The sequence below is a fragment of the Acinetobacter sp. Tol 5 genome (genome assembly GCF_019702905.1).
Classification (GTDB): Bacteria; Pseudomonadota; Gammaproteobacteria; order Pseudomonadales; family Moraxellaceae; genus Acinetobacter; species Acinetobacter bereziniae.
Genome location: NZ_AP024708.1, coordinates 1,070,733 through 1,092,444, shown reverse-complemented (window position 1 = coordinate 1,092,444; position 21,712 = coordinate 1,070,733). Strand labels below are relative to the sequence as shown.

20 protein-coding genes are annotated in these 21,712 nt (G+C 39.4%); 3 read left to right on the top strand and 17 right to left on the bottom strand.

Annotation, left to right across the window (positions count from 1 at the left end):
* Positions 1-6 precede the first annotated feature (6 nt).
* The 5 genes from TOL5_RS05095 to TOL5_RS05075 all read right to left on the bottom strand — a co-directional run bounded on the left by TOL5_RS05095 (position 7) and on the right by TOL5_RS05075 (position 5,447).
* On the bottom strand, positions 7-744 hold the full coding sequence (locus TOL5_RS05095; RefSeq protein WP_121774186.1) for a YggS family pyridoxal phosphate-dependent enzyme: 738 nt from the start codon (positions 742-744) through the stop codon (positions 7-9).
* Between the two features lie 186 nt (positions 745-930).
* Positions 931-1,911, bottom strand: a complete 981-nt coding sequence (locus TOL5_RS05090) for an aliphatic sulfonate ABC transporter substrate-binding protein (protein WP_121774187.1) — start codon at positions 1,909-1,911, stop codon at positions 931-933.
* 119 nt (positions 1,912-2,030) lie between these two features.
* Positions 2,031-3,629 carry a sensor domain-containing diguanylate cyclase gene (locus TOL5_RS05085; RefSeq protein ID WP_121774188.1) on the bottom strand — a complete coding sequence of 533 codons (1,599 nt, stop codon included), beginning with the start codon at positions 3,627-3,629 and terminating at the stop codon, positions 2,031-2,033.
* A gap of 536 nt (positions 3,630-4,165) precedes the next feature.
* Entirely contained in the window at positions 4,166-4,774 is a 609-nt protein-coding gene (locus tag TOL5_RS05080; protein ID WP_042088273.1) for a GNAT family N-acetyltransferase, read from the bottom strand.
* A gap of 34 nt (positions 4,775-4,808) precedes the next feature.
* A complete protein-coding gene (locus TOL5_RS05075) occupies positions 4,809-5,447 on the bottom strand; it encodes an FMN-binding negative transcriptional regulator (RefSeq protein ID WP_042088271.1) in 639 nt (212 codons plus the stop codon).
* 161 nt (positions 5,448-5,608) lie between these two features.
* On the opposite strand from TOL5_RS05075, the gene TOL5_RS05070 reads away from it, so the two are divergent.
* Positions 5,609-7,111: a PLP-dependent aminotransferase family protein gene (locus TOL5_RS05070; protein ID WP_199934842.1), complete on the top strand. Its 1,503-nt coding sequence runs from the start codon at positions 5,609-5,611 to the stop codon at positions 7,109-7,111.
* A gap of 124 nt (positions 7,112-7,235) precedes the next feature.
* Here TOL5_RS05070 and TOL5_RS05065 read toward each other — a convergent pair whose 3' ends face one another.
* The 10 genes from TOL5_RS05065 to TOL5_RS05020 all read right to left on the bottom strand — a co-directional run bounded on the left by TOL5_RS05065 (position 7,236) and on the right by TOL5_RS05020 (position 17,081).
* Positions 7,236-7,622 carry a carboxymuconolactone decarboxylase family protein gene (locus tag TOL5_RS05065; protein WP_004829624.1) on the bottom strand — a complete coding sequence of 129 codons (387 nt, stop codon included), beginning with the start codon at positions 7,620-7,622 and terminating at the stop codon, positions 7,236-7,238.
* On the bottom strand, positions 7,619-9,076 hold the full coding sequence (locus TOL5_RS05060) for an NAD-dependent succinate-semialdehyde dehydrogenase (RefSeq protein WP_199934841.1): 1,458 nt from the start codon (positions 9,074-9,076) through the stop codon (positions 7,619-7,621). Before TOL5_RS05060 ends, TOL5_RS05065 begins: the two co-directional genes overlap by 4 nt.
* 142 nt (positions 9,077-9,218) lie before the next feature.
* Complete coding sequence (locus TOL5_RS05055; protein WP_121774191.1) at positions 9,219-10,391, bottom strand: hypothetical protein; 1,173 nt, start codon at positions 10,389-10,391, stop codon at positions 9,219-9,221.
* Positions 10,392-10,423: 32 nt separating this feature from the next.
* Positions 10,424-11,818, bottom strand: a complete 1,395-nt coding sequence (locus TOL5_RS05050) for a purine-cytosine permease family protein (protein WP_121774192.1) — start codon at positions 11,816-11,818, stop codon at positions 10,424-10,426.
* Between the two features lie 285 nt (positions 11,819-12,103).
* Positions 12,104-12,244, bottom strand: coding sequence for a hypothetical protein (locus tag TOL5_RS05045; protein ID WP_221260667.1), 141 nt, complete (start codon positions 12,242-12,244; stop codon positions 12,104-12,106).
* On the bottom strand, positions 12,241-13,710 hold the full coding sequence (gene tgnC, locus TOL5_RS05040; RefSeq protein WP_121774193.1) for a (Z)-2-((N-methylformamido)methylene)-5-hydroxybutyrolactone dehydrogenase: 1,470 nt from the start codon (positions 13,708-13,710) through the stop codon (positions 12,241-12,243). The genes TOL5_RS05045 and tgnC overlap by 4 nt, the downstream gene beginning before the upstream one ends.
* 11 nt (positions 13,711-13,721) lie before the next feature.
* A complete protein-coding gene (gene tgnB, locus TOL5_RS05035; RefSeq protein ID WP_009586728.1) occupies positions 13,722-14,759 on the bottom strand; it encodes a flavin-dependent trigonelline monooxygenase oxygenase component in 1,038 nt (345 codons plus the stop codon).
* A 2-nt stretch (positions 14,760-14,761) separates the two neighbouring features.
* Complete coding sequence (gene tgnA / locus TOL5_RS05030) at positions 14,762-15,694, bottom strand: flavin-dependent trigonelline monooxygenase reductase component (protein WP_221260666.1); 933 nt, start codon at positions 15,692-15,694, stop codon at positions 14,762-14,764.
* 24 nt (positions 15,695-15,718) lie between these two features.
* Positions 15,719-16,510, bottom strand: a complete 792-nt coding sequence (locus TOL5_RS05025; RefSeq protein WP_121774194.1) for an alpha/beta fold hydrolase — start codon at positions 16,508-16,510, stop codon at positions 15,719-15,721.
* Positions 16,479-17,081 (bottom strand): amino acid synthesis family protein, encoded by a 603-nt coding sequence (locus TOL5_RS05020; RefSeq protein ID WP_121774195.1) that lies wholly within the window; start codon positions 17,079-17,081, stop codon positions 16,479-16,481. The genes TOL5_RS05025 and TOL5_RS05020 overlap by 32 nt, the downstream gene beginning before the upstream one ends.
* Before the next feature lie 148 nt (positions 17,082-17,229).
* Here TOL5_RS05020 and TOL5_RS05015 point away from each other — a divergent pair, with 148 nt between their 5' ends.
* Together TOL5_RS05015 and TOL5_RS05010 are read left to right on the top strand one after the other, a co-directional pair.
* Entirely contained in the window at positions 17,230-17,892 is a 663-nt protein-coding gene (locus TOL5_RS05015; protein WP_004829633.1) for a GntR family transcriptional regulator, read from the top strand.
* A gap of 47 nt (positions 17,893-17,939) precedes the next feature.
* Entirely contained in the window at positions 17,940-18,227 is a 288-nt protein-coding gene (locus tag TOL5_RS05010; RefSeq protein ID WP_005033291.1) for a DUF1330 domain-containing protein, read from the top strand.
* A gap of 129 nt (positions 18,228-18,356) precedes the next feature.
* Here the strand turns inward: TOL5_RS05010 and TOL5_RS05005 are convergent, their stop codons facing one another.
* Together TOL5_RS05005 and TOL5_RS05000 are read right to left on the bottom strand one after the other, a co-directional pair.
* The gene (locus TOL5_RS05005) at positions 18,357-20,585 is read right to left on the bottom strand and encodes a TonB-dependent receptor (protein WP_121774196.1); all 2,229 of its coding nucleotides are present in this window, start codon (positions 20,583-20,585) and stop codon (positions 18,357-18,359) included.
* A 140-nt stretch (positions 20,586-20,725) separates the two neighbouring features.
* Complete coding sequence (locus TOL5_RS05000; protein WP_121774197.1) at positions 20,726-21,712, bottom strand: siderophore ABC transporter substrate-binding protein; 987 nt, start codon at positions 21,710-21,712, stop codon at positions 20,726-20,728.

Sequence of the window (21,712 nt, the reverse complement as noted above, 5' to 3'; positions counted from 1 at the left end):
CTTGGCTTACTCCGCCCAGTAATAATGATCAGGCAGTGCTCTTGCACCAAAAATAGCCTGCCCAACGCGAATATCCGTTGCACCTTCTTCGATGGCAATTTCAAAATCTCCAGACATCCCCATAGATAAACGCTGGACATCAGGATAAATTTTTTGAATTTGATCTCTTAGTACACGTAAAGTCTGAAAACATCGCCTCACCTCAACATCATCTTGACTGTGAATAGCCAGCGTCATTAATCCAATTATTTTGAACTGAGTAAACTGCTGACACTGCTCAATTAAAGCTAAGGCTTGTTCAGGTTCAACACCAAATTTACTGTGTTCATTGGAGGTATTTACCTGAATAAAAACAGGAATTTTGCGTTGTTCGAGTAATAAGCGATGATTTAGTTTTTCTGCAAGTTTTAAACTGTCTAAGGCATGAAACTCATCAATAAATTTGGCAACATACTTCACTTTATTGCTTTGTAAATGCCCAATTAAAATCCAATGAATCGGTAAATGTTGTAGCGCTTCATATTTGGCTTTCGCCTCTAACACTTTATTTTCACCAAAACTACAAAAGCCTAATTGATATGCCTGTTCAATTTTTTCAATCGCTAAAGTTTTGGTCACAGGCAATAAGCGAATCTCTGCGGGATTACGTCCTATTTTTTTGCATATCGCTGTAATCTGTTGCTGAACCTCACTAAAGTTTTGCTGCAACTCAATTAAATTGCTCGGCGTAACAAATTGCTCCATAAAAAACCCATGACAAATTAATTTTGTCCTATGACAATAATATGGTTTAAAAAATTGCGCAAGCTTTTTATCGTATTGCTCGACAAATTAGCTTGCGCTTACTCAATAAAACCCATTCATCACCGTGACTAAATCACGCGCTAAGAATTAAAGTTATTGCCATTTTTTACATACCCAATGCTCATGTTATTGGGCAGGTTTCCAAACAAATTGTGCAGCGTCAATTTGATTAGGAATCAACTTTTGACTATAGAAAAGGTCTGCAATCTTTTGTTGAGATTGAATAGCCTCTGAACTTAAAATCGCAACAGGATTTGGTTTTGGTTTTTTAGCAATCACTTTTTGCGTCACTTTGACATCTAAACCAGTGCTCTTCGCCAAAATCTCAGCTGCTTCTGATGGATGAGCATTAATCCACTGATCACTTTGATTTAATACAGCCAATACTTTTTCTGCATCCTTTGGATGGTTTTTGACAAAATTAGGCTGTGCCAAATAGTAGCTATAGGTCGTTGGCAAATCTGTAGACTCGAATAAAATCTTTGCATTTCCATCAATTTCAGCAGCGCTAATATAGGGGTCCCAAACAGCCCAAGCATCAATTGCCTTTTTATCCAAAGCAGCACGTGCATCTGAAGGCGTCAGCCAAACAGGTTGGATATCTGCCCATGATAGATGAGCTTGCTTTAAAGTTTCAGCCAAAAAGTTATGCGCACTTGAGCCTCGGGTTAATGCAATTCGTTTTCCTTTCAAATCCGCAAGACTTTTAATCGAACTCTGATTCGGCAATAAAATCGCATGAGCCTGTCGTGAGGATTGCTCATAACCTAAATAATTCAATTGTTTCCCCGCGGATAATGCAAATACAATCGGTGCATCACCGGTATAACCGAAATCAATTGAATTGACAGATAAAGCCTCTAAAGTCTGAGGACCCGCGGGAAATTCTTTCCACTCAATTTTTACATGAGGGAATTGTTTTTCAAACAATTGATTCTGCTTCGCCACGATCAATTTTAATGCTGCTTTTTGATAGCCTATATTGAGTGTACTGATCTGATTGCTATCAATGGATTTTTTATCATCCTGTGTCTGTTTTGAACAACCTGAAAGCAGTAACCCTGTACTAAAAATGGTAATCAATCCATACGCTAATAACTTATTCATATTCACTCAAATCATCTAATATTTCATCGAGTGTATACAGACAATAAAATATTGATAAATATATAATCTTTATATATTTATCACATAATATTCACAAAGGTTTTTAACGCTTCAATGTTCTATTTTTTATAGCGAATACAATTACGTCCTTCTGCTTTGGCTAAGTATAAATATTCGTCAGCAGCTTTAAATACCTTATGAATATCTGTAGATATTTCAGGCCAGTGTGCAATACCAATTGACACAGTCACTGCGGGAATATCATCAATTGGACTTTTTTCCAACAGTTGGCGAATTCTTTCAGCAATATTGATACTTAAATTTTGGCTATCTATCGGACTTAATATGACAAATTCCTCGCCACCAATTCGACAACAAATATCAATATTTCGTACACAGTCCTTGATATGCTGTGCCGTACGCTTTAACACCATATCCCCCTTTTCATGCCCATATTGATCATTGATTTTTTTAAAGTAATCAATATCTACAGCAATAATGGCAAAAGAAATATTGGATTTCATCAAGCGTTCAATATGCAGCTCCATCCCACGACGGTTATACAGCCCTGTCAAAGGATCAGTATTCACATAATGGTTGAGTGTAGAAATTCGTTTGCTAAAATTTGAAGAACTTTGCAACAAGGATCGTTTAAAATTCCTGACTTCATAATAGAGCGCATCAACATCTTTAATTTGATTGGCTGTTTCTGGATTGTTTAAATGGCTCGCCATCGTTGCCAAGCGGTTTAATGGCGCAGAAATATAATAGGAAATTTTCCAGATAATTAAAAAAATTAGAATATAAAAAACAAGCATATATGCAATAATTTTATAGATAAGATTGGGTACTTTTTCTAATAGTTTATGCGTGGGTTGTTGCGAAACAATAATCCAGTCGGTGTGTTTCACTTTTGCAAAACCCGCTAAATTATCAACCCCCTTACTATTGATCAATCTGATTTTTCCTATCGAATGTTTCTCCATATAATCCAGACCTGTATTGTCTGTTGCATATGTTCCTATTCGATGAACATCAGGATGAAAAATGATTTTATGCTGGCTATCGAGCACATACATATAGCTGTCTTTATAATTAAAACTAATCGTCAATAACTCATTGATAATATTTCTTTCTTTTAAATAAATCGCACCACCTACAAAACCTAGATAGTTCTTATGCCGATCAAAAATTGGTTGTGAAATAAACACAATCAAATTCTTTTTGACTGAGTAATACGGACTTGTAATCACGGTCTTTTGGGTATCTAAAGATTCAGTAAAGCCCAATGTTCTATTGATTACATTTTTATTCAATGCAATTTTCGATGGTGAAAAATTGAGGATTCGACCATGTTTATCAGAAATAATCACACTATCAAAAAAGTTAGACTGAAATTTGAGGCGGTCTACTTCTGATTGTTTAAATTTTTCGTCATCAAATGATTGCCCCAATAACATGGCACTGTAATCAAGTTGTTTTAATACCGTCTGAATTTGAGAATCTGTTTTTTGCGCAATCTTCGTTGCATACTCCATATTCACAGACAAAGACGTATCTAATAATTCTTTTTTTTGAATAGAGTAGTTTACGAATAAAGATGCAATAAAGAGGATAACAATACTGAAAACAGCCAAAAATAGAATAAGTTTCCTTAGGTTTAATTTTAAACAAAATATGAATTTTTTTAGTTTCATTGAGTCAATTGCAAACAGCATTTGCTTGAATTTTATGCTCTTTTAATCATTATTACTACAATATTTTTATTATTATTAAACTTATTTCCAATCCCCTTAAAATAAGATTCGCATAATATTATCAACAAATTATAAGCATCACTTCATATAATAATACTTAAAAATAATTATAACCCTCTGTAATATAAATAAGAAATTCATTTTACTCTCTAATTGAACAATATACTCAGGGGATGTATTTTTTACCTTCTAGATTTAATGTAAAAATATATTATTCTTATTAACATGACTTTAATCATATATTAAGCTCTACTTCGCATATTCTTTATATCAACTAAATTAATAGATTTTACAACGACAGCAATTTGCCTAATTGTCTTGAATTGATGTCTGATCAAGAGTCATAACATTCCTATGCTTATCGAATAAAAAATATTTAATGAACTAGTGCTTTGACCGACACGAATGTTTATCAATCAAAAGTAATCAACAAGTGACTGCCATGAATATAGAGCATTCTTGGCAATCAAGTTGATTTTGATAGTGATTTAAGCTGCTTAGATACTTTTGGAATTATTCGACTTGCCAAGCAAAAAATTTAAATGTTGTCGTACCGCAGCCCATTCACTTTTTAAAATACTATACACATATGTATCACGCAAAATATCATCTTTCACAATTTGATGGCTACGCAATATGCCATCGAGTTTTGCACCTAAACGTTCAATTGCGGCTCGACTTTTGAAGTTAAATGAGGATGTGCGAAACTCAACTGCAATACAATCCAAGTGATCAAAAGCATAACTTAGCAGTAACTGCTTACATGCTGTATTAATATGTGTTCGTTGCACAGATTGTCGATACCAAGTTGAACCAATTTCGACACGGCGATGGACCGCTTCGATATTCATAAAACTGGTCATGCCTAAAACTTGAGCTGTTTGTTTTTCAATGACGGTATAAGGCAACATCTTGCCTTGAGTCTGTAAGTTCAATCGTCGCTGAATCTCAGCTCCCATTTGCTCAGGCGTTGGGATATGTGTAAACCATAAGTTCCATAGTTCTCCGTCACATACAGCTTCTATCAGCGCTTCCATGTGTTGTATTTCAAGCGGTTTTAAAATGACATGATCATTTTCTAAAACCTGAGGCGTTAGCCAAGTCATTCAATTCTCCTTCTACCTACATAGAGATGAGTATTTATTTATTTTTCTCTGCTGCAACCTGATACATTGCATCAGCAATTACACCATCCTCCGTTTGAGATAATGCATTGGCAACGCCAACAATATCTCGATGATCTTTGTTCTGACCGAGTTTTGCTTTGCCTTGCAGTCTCGTGATTTCTATTTCAATACCAACAATTTCCTGAAGCATCGGTTCTAAATAATCTTTGGGAGCATCAGACATTTTCCACGGGGTAGGTTGAGTTGCTTCATGTGTCCGAGTTAAACGTGCAACTACACCTCGTACATAGCGCTCGTCATCATGAATACGGATTTTGCCATGCGCATGTACAACCCTGTAGTTCCATGTTGGCACCTGTCGATGGTGTTCATGTTTACTTGGATACCATTGAGGTGAAATATAAGCATCTCCAGCACGGAATACCACCAACACTTCATCACCATCATGAAGCTGCTGCCAGATAGGATTCTGTCTTGACACATGGGCATGAAGTGTACCCAACTCTGACTGTTCTAACTGTAGTTCAAAAGGTAAATGGTTAGCATCTAGACCCTGTGTGCCATGACTCAACAGTATTCCCAGCGGATATTCACACATCAGTTGATGCATCTCTTTCACTTCAGTGATTTCAAAATCTTTTGGGATATACATGGTCGACTCCTCTCACTCTCACTCTCACTCTCACTCTCACTCTCACTCTCACTCTCAATCATTAAAACAGTCATTAAACATGAACTTCCTATTGTAAATTTTCTGATTTAATTGGATTATTCAAAAGTACCAGTTTGTATTTATTTAAGTAGTCCAGAATTATGGCGAGAATGGCAAAAGTGGTTGAGCTTCCTTCAATATCGAAGCTCAACAAACAGCAAGGCAAAGTGACTGCACAACTGATACAGATCCTCAGAGAAGCTGTACAACAAGGAGATTTAAAGGCAGGTGATCCTTTGCCCTCGTCACGTGAATTGGCGCTCAGCTTAAGTATTTCCCGTGGAACGATAATTGAGGCATATGATCAATTACTGGCAGAAGGTGTTTTAGAGGCACATCCACGTAAGGGAACCTTTGTTGCACAGTCTTTAATCAACACGCCACATCAACAACATCAAAAAGACATTGTTACCAATACATTTAAATCAAATCTAACAGCAGCCGCACAAGCCTATGCCGAGATATTAAAAGAATTTAAACCTTTGCCCCATTTACCCTTTGCGATATCTGTTCCTACCGGACGTACTCAACCCAATGATGTCTGGCGCAAATTTGGCAATCGCTATCGTGCTCAAGGAGAAGGCTTACCCTCAGGCTATGATGATCCTCAGGGCGTATGGTCATTGCGAGTTGCAATTGCAGAGTATGTTCGTCGTTCTCGTTCAGTTCATTGCCAACCTGAACAGATTGTGATTACCAATGGCATACAACAAGCTTTATATATTTGCAGTCAAATTTTATTTGAACCAAAGGATCAGGTATGGCTCGAAGATCCTGCTTATCGTGGAACATCAGCCATTTTAGAAAATGCTATACAAAACATCCAAATTGTTCGTGTTCCTGTTGATGAGGAAGGATTGCAAGTCAATACAGCCATCAACCTTGCTCCTCATGCACGAGCAGCTTTCGTTACCCCTTCTCATCAATACCCGATGGGTATGCCAATGAGTTTATCTCGTCGTCATGCCTTATTGGCATGGGCATCACAACAACAAGCATGGATTATTGAAGATGATTATGACAGCGAACTACGTTATCACGGGCAACCTTTTCCAGCCTTACAAGGTTTAGCACCTGAACGTGTCATCTATTTGGGTACTTTTAGTAAAGTGCTTTTTCCTTCACTTCGACTGGGTTATGCGATTTTACCGCAAGCCTTAGTTGCACCTTTCTGTGGTTTAAGAGTGTTGATCGACCGTCACCCTGCTTCAGCAGATCAACATGTGCTCGCCAAGTTTATTGAGCAGGGATATTTAGAGCGACATATCCGTAAAATTCGCCAAGTTTATGCCGAAAATCGTCAACATTTGATGACGATAATTGCAAGACATATCCCCGAACATCTCGGTTATTTAGAGTCAGGAGATCAAGGCATGCATATGGTGCTTTGGCTCGCAGAACATATCAATGACCTTGCCATTGCCCAAGCAGCCGTAGACATGAAAATTGCAGTGAAAGCTATTTCGCCAACTTTTTCAGCACAACGAAAACGTTCAGGTTTAATTCTTGGCTTAGGTGATTTTAATCTTAAGCAAATGGAAAATGCGGTCATAATTTTAGCTGATCTCATTCAACATGCTGATGTTAAATCAGCATCCATCTAGTCAATCAGTTAAAAACATGTATCGCAAAATCGAGTTTCTGTTGATCAATATGAATCTGCGCATATCGATCTATACAGACCAGTTTAGATCTAAACCCAACTGCACAGAGTCAATTCTTTACAGTTTAGTGCTGTTCTTCTTGATATTCCTGAATAGCTTCTTTGGCTATACGAAAACTGTCTACCGCAGCAGGTACACCACAGTAAATTGCAACCTGTAACAGCACCTCACGAATTTTGTCTTTTGGTACACCATTTCGTAATGCGCCTTTAACATGTAATTTTAGCTCATGTGGACGATTTAATGCAGAAATCATGGCAAGATTAATCAGACTACGTTCAGGTTTGCTCAGTTCTTCACGTCCCCACACTGCACCCCAACAATACTCAGTGACCAACTCCTGTAAGGGTAAATTAAAGTCATCCGCATTGTTGATCGATTGATTGACATAATCTTCACCCAGTACTTGTTTACGAATCACAAGACCTTTTTCAAATTTTTCATTACTCATCCGTTTAATCCTCCAAATAAGGTGTATTTAATTTCAAGGTAATCTTCAATGCCATACTTTGAACCTTCACGCCCTAAACCTGATTGTTTGATTCCACCAAATGGTGCAACCTCATTAGAAATCAATCCTTTATTGATACCTACCATGCCATATTCCAATTGTTCACTCATCCGCCAAGCACGTCCAAGGTCTTTGGTATAACAGTAGGCTGCTAAACCAAACTCTGTTGCATTGGCCATCTCTAACGCCTGTTGCTCGGTTTCAAACTTAAATACAGCGGCAAGCGGACCAAAAGTTTCCTGAGTTGCCACATCCATGTCTGCGGTCACATCTGCAATAATGGTTGGCTGATAAAATAACTCTCCTGCGCTGTGACGTTGCCCCCCTGTCACCAAACGAGCAGCTTTGGATAAGGCATCTTGTACATGGGCTTCAACTTTCTTCACAGCATTCAGATTAATCAGTGGACCAATTTCACTACCAACATCCAAACCATTGCCAATTTTAAAAGCACTGACTTTTTCACTTAATGCGTTGATGAATTTATCGTAGATGCCTGCTTGAACCAAAAAGCGATTTACACAAACACAGGTCTGCCCTGCATTTCGATATTTTGCAATCAATGCGCCTTCAATGGCGTCATCCAAATCTGCATCATCAAAAACAATGAATGGTGCATTACCACCCAATTCCAAAGAGACTTTTTTTAAGGTTTGTGCAGAACGTTGATAAAGCATTTTTCCCACAGGTGTAGATCCTGTAAATGTAAACTTTCGCACCACATCACTTTCAAAAATAGCATCTCCAATCGTGACTGCATCCCCTGTAATCACACTGAAAATTTCGGCAGGAATTCCAGCTTGAACAGCTAAATCAACCAATGCCAAAGCTGTAAACGGTGTCTCAGGTGCAGGTTTAACAATACAAGGGCATCCTGCCGCCAATGCAGGCGCTACTTTTCGTGTAATCACCGCTGCTGGGAAATTCCACGGCGTAATCGCTGCAACGACTCCGATCGCTTGTTTTTGTACCACAATACGTGCATCTGGATATGGGCTTGGCACGATATCCCCATATACACGCTTTGCTTCTTCAGCAAACCACTCCACAAAACTGGCAGCATACAAAATCTCTCCTCTCGCCTCTGCCAATGGTTTGCCCTGTTCACTGGTGAGAATAAAAGCAAGTTCATCTGCCTGCTCAACCATCAATTCAAACCAACGTTTTAAAATGATTGAACGATCTTTTGCTGTTTTATTTTTCCAAGCTGACCAAGCATTTGCAGCAGCTTGAATTGCTCGTTCTGCTTCGGTTTTCCCCATATTGGGTACTGTCCCAATAAGTGCTTGAGTTGCAGGATTATAAATATCTGTTCTTTGAAGGTTGTCAGCATCACACCATTGCCCAGCGATGAAGGCTTGTTGGTGAAAGAGAGACATGTCTTTGAGTTGCATATGGATCATCCTGTTTAGATGCAAACATCCGTATGTGCTTATAACGCTATGGTTTGTATCAGCACATACTTAGTCTTGTATTATGGCATACCAAGAAAATAATGAAAAAAATTTTCGGTTGCCCGAATGTTATGATTCAACGTTAAAAATAATAGAATAAAGTCAAATTCAATAACTTATTCCACTTATTATCATCCCCCAATGCCAATGATGCTGCATTACCACCGATAAAAGGATCATTTTTACTCATGATATATTCAGCAAGCAAAGAAAGCTTTTTATGATCAATGGAGACACCTAAGATATTTCGAATGGAATCCTTTGCTTCAGCCTGATCTTTGTTATATCGGCTATGCATGAGATAAGGGGTAATATTGCCAATTTTTCCGACATCTTTAAATGCATACCCCAGATCAGCCGTGTAATAACTGGCTTTGTTGGCGACGGCATATTCAGTGTCATAAGACCCCATGAGCGAAGTGTCAGGTTGAATTAAATCTTTATTGTTGACATCATTTTTGCCTCCAGTCAAAGTCAACCCAAGCTGCCCATAATTTACTTTGGTAAATACTGACCAAGCATTACGTCGTCCAGTCTGGTTGGTTTTCTTATTGTCTATTTGCGAGATCCAGTAAGACGCACCAAGCTGCGTATCTAAACCATCGATACCCAAAGGAATATCTTGACTCACCCGCCCCACCCACATGTTTTTCTCTTGTAAGTTGGTTTGTGTCACATCATCGGAACGTACGTAATTTGCCGTATAGCGACCTGAATCTGGCGTATAGGTCCCTGAATAATGACCACCATCAATCGCAAAATAACCAAAATCAAATTTGGTCGCTGACGATAATTCAGCATGATAGTTCACACCAACATTATGCACATCTTCCAAACCCGCAGTAGTATTGATACTACCATACAAGCTATTACCCCAGAAACGTCCGGGTCCAAATGGAATGGCTTGCATACCCACCACAAGTTGATCTGTTTTATTCAAACGATAACCTGCATAAGCATCAATCATGCTGGAAAAATCACAAAACCGCTCATATTGATAACAACGATATTCTGCGTGTCCAAACAGATTTCCACGTTCATAATCCAATTTAAGTTGTGCTGCATCGAAACGGATTTTCTGATCATCAGCATTCTCACCATAATCTTTAACTTGGTAATTGCCCCGTACATAACCAGATACTGTAAGCTGACCTGTTTCACTATTGGATTCACCAAAACTGATTCCAGCATAACTTGGTGAAATATATGCAACCAAAATTAAAGCGATAACCCATTGTAAATTATTATTTTTCATCGTGAAGATTCCTTTCACATCACATTTTAATGTTAAACTTTGATATCCAAAGCCGAGTCTGCGTATTTAATCTTGCTGAAATTAAACAGGTAATACACGATAAAACTCACCACCAATCCAATCACCCAAGAAACATCAACATCAGGGATCACATTGGCAAATGGTCCTGTAAAAAAGGCATTGGTCAAGAAAGGAATCTGAATCATAATCCCGATAAAATAGGCGATCAGCGCTTTGGCATTAAACTTGCCGTAAATACCACCATCTTGGGCAAAAATAGACTGAATATCATAAGATTTCTTGTTGACCACATAGAAATCCAAAAGGTTGATCGACACCCAAGGTACTAAGATAAACAACAAGGCAAAAATCACATTCAGGAAGAAACTAATAAAGTTGCTCGAAGCCCATAATGCAGTGAAAGTTGCCAGAATCAGTACCACAACTGACAGCACAATTCGAATATTCTTACTCGGTATCCATTGTCCTGCAAAGGTTTGAATCGAAGTAATGCATGACAACACTGCACCATATAGATTCATGGCATTGTGACCGATAATATTACAAAGAAATAAAATCATCAGAACGTAGCCAAATATACCTGTGCCTGATTTAACTGCTTCCATCGCATCAGTTGTGGAACCAATACTGACCGCTACAGTTCCAAAAGCCATAGCAAAAATTGTACCGAGAGATGCACCCAAATAGGTGTAAATAAAGGGTTTATAAATGCCAATACTTTTAGGTAAATATCTTGAATAATCTGAGGTATATGGAGAAAAACTAATTTGCCAAACCGCACATAAACCAAACATGGCAAACCAGCCTTTCAGGTTGAAAGTTCCTTTTGCCAAAACCTCAGCATTGATATGCGGCAGCATAATGATTAGACCAATCAACAGCGAACCACCCATAAACCAAGTCCCAATCTTATTGAACTTATGAATCAGGTGATAACCGACGATCCCAATGGTCGTTGCGGCAATTGCTCCGATCACGGTTGCTGTAGGTACAGGAATTGCAGGCACAACCGTGTGCAAAGTTTTACCCGATAAAATAATATTGGAAATAAAGAATCCAAGGTAAATCAGGGTCGTAAATAACACCACCAACAAAGCCCCATAGCGCCCAAACTGCGCACGGCTTTGAATCATTTGTGGAATACCCACTTGCGGTCCTTGTGCCGAGGTTAGTGCTAAAATCGCTGCACCAAAGAAATGTCCTGCACAAATTGCCACCAAAGCACTGATTAAGCTTAGCTTAAAAGTGAGCATCGACATTGCACCTGTAATCACAGCCAAAGGCGCAATATTGGTACAAAACCATAAAGTAAAAAGATCCCGAACATTGCCATTGCGTTCTGATGGATCTACATAATCAATCGAATGGCTTTCTATCGCAAAAGCATTTTTTTCATTTTGACTCATATCCTTAATCTCTCTTTGAGGAATTCATTTTCCTCAATCTGAATTTATTTGTGAGCGTAAATGTAGATTTCACAACCTACTTTGTCAGCATCCTATTCAAATGACCTGACCACGATATTGACGATATGGCTGACTAATACGCTGTCGTTTGCGTGAATTCAGCCTAAAAAAGATAAAAGACACCCCATGTGAGACTTTTTTCAAAGCTCAACAATATTTATCCTTTTCAATTACAGTAAAAATTTATAGAACTTTAGTGTTCTGCATATATTTTCATCCTTGAAGTTAAATTCCTTGAATTAAAGTTTGATCATTTACCACATGACCATCGTCTATTTCATGACCATCATTTATCTCATGACTATTATTTATCTCATGACTATCTTTCATCTCATGACTATTATTTATCTCATGACTATCTTTCATCTCATGATAAAGGGATCATCAATCGGTTGATCAGAGGTACGTAACCAAACCGTTTTGGTGGTGGTGTAGTCAAATACCGCCTCAAAACCACCTTCTCGACCATGTCCAGATAAACCATGACCACCAAAAGGTGCAAGTGGTGACACTGCACGATAAGTATTGAGCCAAACAATTCCGGATTGAATCGCTTTTGTCATGCGGTGTGCGCGACTTAGATTTGAAGTAAACACGCCTGCGGCAAGACCATAAGCGGTATTGTTTGCCGTGTGTATTGCCTCAAGCTCTGTTTTAAAACTGACCACGGACAGCACTGGACCAAACAACTCATTCATTACACAATCGGCCTGAGTCGCATCACTACAATCCAAAATAGTGGGTGGATAGTAATAGCCTGCACGGTCAATACTCTCCCCACCTGTCAATAGCTTTGCCCCCTGCTGAATTGAACTTGCGACAATCTGTTCAATTTTTTGCCGTTGGCGTAAAGTACACAATGGACCAAACTCAGTTGCCATATCCTCAGGCAGACCAATTTTGATGCTTTGCACACGTTGTACCAAGCGTTGTACAAATTCATCTTTGATACTTTCTTCAACCAATAAACGAGAACCTGCCACACAACTTTGTCCAGTTGCGGCAAAGATCGCTGCGACTTGAGCATTTACAGCACTTTGTAAATCAGCATCTGCGAACACAATAAATGGAGATTTCCCCCCTAACTCAAGTGATACTTTGGCAAGATTTTCAGCAGAATTTCTGACAATATGCTGCGCTGTTTCAGGTCCGCCTGTGAATGCCACGTGCGCAACGTCAGGATGACGGGTTAAAACAGCACCACATTCAGCCGCAAAACCTGTAATCACATTTACCACACCCGCAGGGAAACCAGCTTCATGTACTAAGCGAGCAAAAGCCAGCAAAGGTGCTGGACCTTCTTCCGACGCTTTTAAAACCACGCTACAGCCTGCTGCCAAAGCAGGACCAACTTTAACTGCGGATAAAAATAACTGACTGTTCCAAGGTACGATTGCTGCAACAACACCTACAGGCTCTCGAATAGTCCAAGCTTGCATATCAGGCTTATCAATCGGTAAATATCGACCTTCAAGTTTGTCAGCAACACCAGCATAATATCGGTAATACTCGGCCACATATGCAATCTGGCTCGACGTTTCACGGATAATTTTACCGGTATCTTGTGTCTCATACAGCGCCAACTCTGGTGCTGATCGTTCAATCAAATCCGCAAGTTTATATAGCAACTTACCCCGCTGAGATGCGGTTAAATCAGCCCAAGCTGAATCTTTTAATGCTTGTGAAGCAGCTGCAACCGCACGATTCACTTCATCTGTACGTGCTTCAGGCATTTTTGCCCAAACTTGTCCTGTTGCAGGATTGATACTGTCAAATTGTGCAGCACCATCCTCAAACTGGCCATTGATATATAACTGAAATGGAGAAGTCATGGTCTTCTCTCCTATGCAAAAGCTGGCATCACTTCGTTGATCATACGTTCCAATGAGGCTTTTTTACGTTCAAAGCTCATTCCTGTATCGATCCAGAATGAATATTCGTTATAGCCCATTGCCTCATAAGCTTTTAAACGATCAATCACTTCTTGCGCTTGACCAATCACATTATTTTTACGCATAGCTTCTGGACTATAGAAAGGATGTTGCGCCATTTCTTCCTTGGTCATCGGTGCGATCAGCCCTTGGCTAATTTCACGCTCATTTTTAAACCATGCACCAAAATAATTATAGAATGTATTGATTTCATCTGCGGCGAGTTGAGCATCTTGCTCACTGTCAGCGACATAGGTATGACGAAGTAACATAATTTCAGGACGTGGAATGTCTGCAAATTTCTCACATGCTGCATTAAAGTTGCCCATCAATTTCTCAACTTCTTCATCACCCAAATGTAATGGTGTCACTTGCACATTACAGCCATGTTGAACTGCAAATTCATGACTATTTGGATCACGTGCTGCAACCCAAATCGGTGGATGTGGCTCTTGTAAAGGTTGAGGAGCAGAGGTTGTTTTCGGGAATTGCCAAAACTCACCTTGATGCTCGTAATCGCCTTTCCACAAGTTTTTAATGGCAGGGATCATTTCACGCAAACGTTGCCCTGCACTCCATGCATCCATACCCGGTACCATGCGCTCATATTCGAAAGAATAAGCTCCACGGGCAATACCAATATCCAAACGACCATTGCTGATAATATCTGTCATTGCTGCTTCACCAGCCAATTTGATTGGATGCCAAAACGGCGCAACGACTGTACCTGTACCTAAGCGCACATGTTGAGTTTTGTTGGCCAAATCAGCCAAATTGATAAATGGATTAGGCGCAATGGTAAAATTCATCGCATGATGTTCACCTGTCCAAATCGCATGCATTCCGCCTCGATCTGCAATCTGACAAAGTTCAACCATTTCATCATAAAGCTGTTTTTGTGTTTGTTGATCAGAAACACGTTCCATGTGTACAAATAATGAAAAACGCATAGTTAAACTTCCTCTTTAACAATTTGACGAAATGTACCTGTTGTTTGATTACCGTAATACACCCCATAAGTTTTGAGATAATTTTCTTTACGATAACGCATCAACATACTTTCCAAGGCACTATCAACAAAAGTAAGCTGCTCAAGATCATTCAAGTCTATAAACTGCCCCTTATGTGCTTGAAGTACTGGGGTATTACATAAGAAGGCAATATACTGTTGCTGTGTGGTGATATCGTCATATACAGAATATATAAAGCTTGGCGATGCCTCAGGTTGATAGACACTGAAGATTTTTTCGAGGGCTTTTTCAGCACCATCTTTGTTGACGAGCAAATGCGGCAAAGTCCATTTGCCATCAGCAGTTTGTTCAAGCAAAATCTGGTTTTCATGACCGATTAACGCCATCATCATGACTTTCATACTTGAAATCACATCGGTCGATGATTTAGCGGGTGTGAAATAAGCACCACGATAATAACCAAGACCTGCAAAGCCTGCTGAAGCAAAGTTTTCTACTTGACCAATCAAAATCGCATGGTCACCTGCATCTACAATTTGATAAGTGGTGCAATCAAACCATGCACTCACGTGGTCAATAATTGGATTTTGATACTGACTCGTCTTCCAAGACAGATTTGCAAAACGATCATCACTTGGTCGTGCAAAAGTATTAGAAATATCTTTCTGCTCTTCAGCCAAAATGTTAATCGCAAAATGCTGAGCCTTGGCAAAATGATGATAATTGCTCGATGTCTTGGCAATGCTGACCAGTAGCAATGCTGGGTCCAAAGACACCGAAGCAAAAGAGTTTGCAGTAAAACCAAGCGCAGTTCCATCATCTGTACAGGTTGTGACTACGGTAACGCCGGTCATAAATGATCCAAAAGCATCACGTAGTTCACGTATTTTATTTATCGTATCCATTTCACTCATTGCTATATCCCTTCATCAAGCAATTTAGACGCTGGTTTCCAACCATGCTTGCATTGCATTATTCACTTTGTCTGGTGCCGTTAAATTCACCATATGTCTTTCATTTTCAATCACAATTGCTTTTGCATTTTGTGCTTGCTGAGCCATTTGTACTGCCATTTCAGCGGTTGAGTTGGGATCACCTGTTCCTGTTAAAATCAAAGCAGGACATGTGATTTTTGACCAATCATCTGCATAGGTTGAATCTCCTTGGGCAAATGCTGAATAAGCTGTAGCATAGCCAGCCATGTTCACATTTTGCAGCCATGTTTTTACCTTTAATGCTGCTTGGCGTTCGACTTCGCTGTCACCAAACCAACGTTGCAATGGTGTATCAATGTCGATCTTTCCTGTTTTCAGTGCTTCAGCACGCTGAAGTACTGCATCTTTGGCTTTTTCTGTGCGTTTATAAACACCATTTAAAACAGCCATTCGTTTAACTAAATCAGGACGTGTTGCACTCACGCCTGTGGTAATCAAAGAACCCATTGAGTGCCCTGCTAAATTCACAGCACCCACATTCAGTTGGCATATAAACTCAATGGTCCAGTCCACAAATGCCTGTAAAGGCGCATCATTGGTCAATTGGGTACTCTGTCCATGACCTGGCATATCCACCGAAATCACACGATAGTGTTTCGAGAAAAATTCTATTTGTGGATACCATGCTTCGGCTTGCATACCCACACCGTGAATAAGTACCAATGGCTCGCCTTCACCCTGCTCAAAATAATGAGCAATTCGATTATTTGACAGCTGCAGGATTTTTGAGATCATGACCTAACTCTTCCAAATCTTGATAACGATCACCAATACGATGATGTGGACGACCACCTGTTGCGGCACCAATCACCACAACCAATTCATCTGCTGCAGGTGCATCAGGAATAGCAAATTGTAAAGTCAGATAATGAGAACGACGACCTTCATCATTTTTATCCATCATCGGGATCAAGATCGGTGCATTGGCAGGACCACGGGTATTGTTAAATGCTAAGTAAGATTTTGCACCGACCGCACTACGGTAAGTATTACCAAAATGTAAGGTGTGAATCAGTGCAGAAGCATGCTCAAGCTCACCGTTTAAACCCACAACCGCACTCTTACCAAATGCTTGTACAGCTTCACCTGAACCGATCTCATCCAAAATCAGACGAGTTAAATGTTCACTTAAAATTGGTGCAATACGGCGAATTTCTGGTGCCAAGTTTTCAACATAGCCCTGTGCTGCCCATGGATTTTGGATGACCGCTGCTGCTGCAACCATTTTTAAAGGTATTGCTGCTTCTTTACCACCATCGACATAGGTCGTTTCAACATGCAGTATAGTTTTACGGATTAGATTCATTGCTCTTCCTTGTGAATTCAACTTGTCATTCGTATTATGGTATACCATAATACATAGTGAAAAAAAAGCAAGAGTTTGCTATGCTAATTTTGACAAAAAAACATGTAACAAAATTGTGCATGATTAAAATTGGGAAAGTTCAATCACCATGAATCTTAAAATTGAAAATCCACCTGTGACTTTACGTGAGTTGTGTTTGAACAAACTTCGTAATGCCATTATTACGGGATACTTCCCCTCTGGAAAAAGATTAGTTGAAAGAACCTTGTGCGAAGAACTTGGTGTAAGCCGTTCAGTGGTTCGAGAAGTCATTCGTTATTTGGAAGCAGAAGGTTTGGTTGAAATCCTGCCGAACAAAGGACCTATTGTGTCCTTGTTGGATTGGGAACTTGCATCACAAATTTATGAAATTCGTCTGTTATTGGAACAAAGTGCCGTTGCTGATTGCACCAAGAACCTCACCGATGAAACGACAACTCAACTCAAACGTTTACTCAATGAACTCGAGCAAGCATTCGCTACTGATGATATTGATCTGATTATTTCAACCTCAGCCAAACTTTACGAAACCATTTTTACCACAGCCAAACATTTTATCGCTTGGGAAGTTGTGCAACGTTTAAATGGACGTATTAGCCGTCTGCGTGTCATGACCATGAAATCCACCAAACGACAAATTTCTGGTTATCAACGCATTAAAAATATGTGTGAAGCAATCTATTTACATCAGGATGCTGAAAAAGCCAAACAAGCAGTTGCAGAACATATTGCAGAAGCGGCATCAGTGGCAAAAAATATTTTGAATGCCTGAAAGCATAGACCGTGAAATGATTTAAACCTCAACAAAGGAATGAAAAGATGTCTGCATATTGGATTGCCCACGTCACCGTACATGATTTAGAACAGTACCAACAATATATGGCTTTAGCGCCATTGGCTTTTGAAAAATACGGAGCAAAATTTCTTGCACGTGGTGGGAAGTCATTGGTGATGGAAGGTTCTGAATATGCACGACATGTCATTATTGAATTTGTAGATTTGGCCACAGCTCAGGCTTGTTATCATTCCGAAGAATACCGTAAAGCCAGATTGGCACGTGAAAATTGTGCTGATGTCATGATCAGTATTGTTGAAAGCTTAGACTAAGTGATTGGAATATTTTAAGGCAGTGCTTGATCGATGACATTGTTCAATAGATTGAAAAGAGTAGTTCTACTCTTTTCAATCTGCTCACTGACTGGTTCTCACTGTTTGGAAAAACTTAGACAAGACATATTAAAAGTCCAAAGAAACTGACAACATATATGTCCTTGGAGCGCCCAGTGCTAAACTGGATAACTGGGGCATTCCCCAATAAGCTTTATTGGTGACATTATTCACACTTGCACGTATGGTCATTGGAAACTGTACTAGCGCTGATTTATACCTTGCACCCAAGTCAAATAATGTTCGACCTGAAGCAGATAATGTATTTTCCTGATTGATATATTGCTTAGAAACCGCAGTTGCATTTGCTGTCAAAGTCAAGCCGTCTAAGATCGACGTATCCCACTCTAAGCCCAGCTTAGCTTGTTGTTTTGCAACACCTGTTGCGGTATTGCCCTGATTTTTTCCGCCTGCTGTTTTGGTTAATTCAGGATCAATATAAGCAATCCCCCCCAGTAGACGAACATGCTCAACAGGTGTCGTTAAAAAGCTCCATTCAACACCTCGGTTACGCTGTTCGCCATCCGCAGTGAAAATATTGGTCACTGGGTCGGTATAGCTACTTGGTTTTTCAATTTCAAACACGCTTAAAGTGTTACTGAATTGACCGATATCAACTTTTAATCCCACCTCTTTTTGCTTGGTTTTAAAGGGTGCAAATACCTCCCCAGCATTTACAGCAGTATATGGAGCGGTTGTTCCTTGGCTTAATCCTTCAATATAGTTTGCATAGAGTGACAGATAATTCGTGGCTTTAAATAAAATTGCTGCGCCTGGTGTAGTCGCACTTTTGTCATAACGAGAAATTCGATTGCCTGTGACAATATTAAACGATTCGCTCACCACCTCCTGTTGTCGTACACCCACGGTCAGTTGCACCTTGTCTTGGGCAAAAGATAAAGTATCGGCAATACCATAACTACTGAGGCGCGAAGAAGTTTTTGAGATATGTGGTGTATTAAATGGTACTGGTTTTCCCCATACTGGATCATATAAATTTGTGATCCATTCAGCACCAGCAACATTTCTGACTCCATAATCATTTTGATCATGTTCATAATAGGTCGCATTGGCAACCCATTGGTGGGCAACTACACCTGTATTCAAATGTCCTTTGAAGCCAATATCTGCCGATTTTTTTTCAAGATCAAATGCCAATTGACCCATTTTAGTTTCTAAAGTTCCTTGTTGATCAAGCACTGTGGCGGACATTGCACCATTATATTTATAATCAGTTTTGCTCTGTCCATAACTTGCATAAGCCATCAACTGATCATTGATATCATATTCACCACGTATCATTGCTCCTTTATCTTTGGTTTCAACAAATGACCAGTCTGGATTGAGTAAAGTATCTGGCTTAGGCGGTTTTGGAATATCCACCCCGGGCGCAAGGTTAATTCCTCGATTCACACCGTCTACACGATCCTCTGCACGATATAAATCTGCAGAGAAACGGGCATTTTCTCCACGCCAGTCGAGTCCTAAAGAAAATTGTTGGGTCTGCTTATCTTGATCTTTGATTGCTCCATTTCCATCACGATAGACACTATTGAAACGCACACCAAATGCTTTATTTTCTCCAAAGCGTCTCCCCAAATCCAGATGTCCCCCCCATTGGGAGTCTGACATATACGTTGCCGTGAAACGGTTTAATGCTTCATCATCCGCCCGTTTGGTCACCAAGTTAACCACACCTCCTACCGAACCTGTTGGTGGCATTCCATTTAACAACGCCGAAGGTCCTTTCAAAACTTCAACTCTTTCAAACATCTCTGGAGAGGTGCGATAAAAAGGTGTAATTCCAAACATTCCATTCATCGACATATCACTGGTACTCGATGAAAATCCACGAATGTAGTAATTTTCACTCCACCCACCACTCGCCCCATTGGTAAAAACAGAAGGATCAGTTTTTGCAATCACCTCAGTGATATCTTTAGCTTGTTGGTTTTCAATATATTGATCTGTATAGCCAATACTATTAAATGGCGTTTCCATGAAGTCTTTATCACCCAGAAAACCTAGGTTATTTTGCGATGAAATCTGTCCTGCAAAAGTTGTAGATTTATCTTGTAACGCTTGTACATTGATGGTCGGTAATTGTGGTGATGCGGATTGAGACAAGTTTAACTTTTGGGTGTCTTCTGCATGGACTAAAGAAATCGGGATGCTTAATGTAAGCCCCCAACCCAACATCATTTGTGCAGAAATCAAGTTTTTAAGCTTAAATTTAGACTGTAAACATCTGAATAATTGCGTTTGACCAGTCGATACAACGCTATTGAAAAATTTCATATCTGTATATCCATTGATTTTTTAGACACAGCTTTCCTGAGCACACTTTTTTCAATAAAAGTATGCGATCTGAATATCTGAACGGTATGTTTTTGGCTAGATGTTTATCTGGCTATAAATTTATCGTAGAAAGACTTAATTCATAGTCGATACCCCTTGAGAACATCATTCATTAAAATTTGCATAGAACTCGGACTTGCTGCCGTGGTGTACCACGCATCTGCATCAACAAAAACAACTTTGCCTGTTTTCCATGCTTTGGTCTGACGCAACAATGGATTGCTAACATTTTGTGCATCAATTGTTGGGCGATGTTCCATAACCGCAGTACGGTCTACGATATACAAAATATCGGGATTCGCCTGTTGAATGAATTCACTCGAAATAGGTTGTCCATGCAAACTGGTATCTACCATCGTACTGGCAGGTTTTACACCCAAGTCATTAAAAATAAAGCCATAACGTGACTGAATACCAAAATTACTAAATGCACCATTGTTATGTAGAACCACCAATGCTTTTTCTGGACGAGTAGCAGTTATCTGTTGAACTTGTCTAATTTTTTTATCTAATTCAGCCACTTTTTGTTGAGCCAAAACTGTTCGATCAAAAATTTTTCCCAAACTCATCAAATGGGTTTTGATCATGTCTATATGATGATGCTGACTGTTATTAAAGTTGATGTCATAGTGTAAAGTCGGTGCAATTTTAGATAACGCTTGATACTGATTTGCTTGTAATGGCGTCATCAAAATAAGATCAGGCTTTAATGCATAGATATTTTCCATATTCGGCTGAACAATAGCACCGAGATCTTGAACATTTTTATCTTGTTTATACTTGCTTAAAAAGTGTGGTACATAGTCCTTTGGCATTCCCGCTATAGGAACATCCAATTGGTCGAGAAAATCTGCCTCATTCATATCCAATACAGCAACACGTTGCGGTCGATAATCCAGTTGTGTTTTACCCAGTTCATGTTTAAACACAATAGGCGCATCAAGTTGAATAAGCTGTTGTGCTTGGTCTTTGGGTTTGATTTGATCGTTAGATTCTTGGCAAGCCGTGAAATTCAACATGACCAAAATGGCAACCACAAGACGTTGAGATTTGTTGTTCCAATTCAT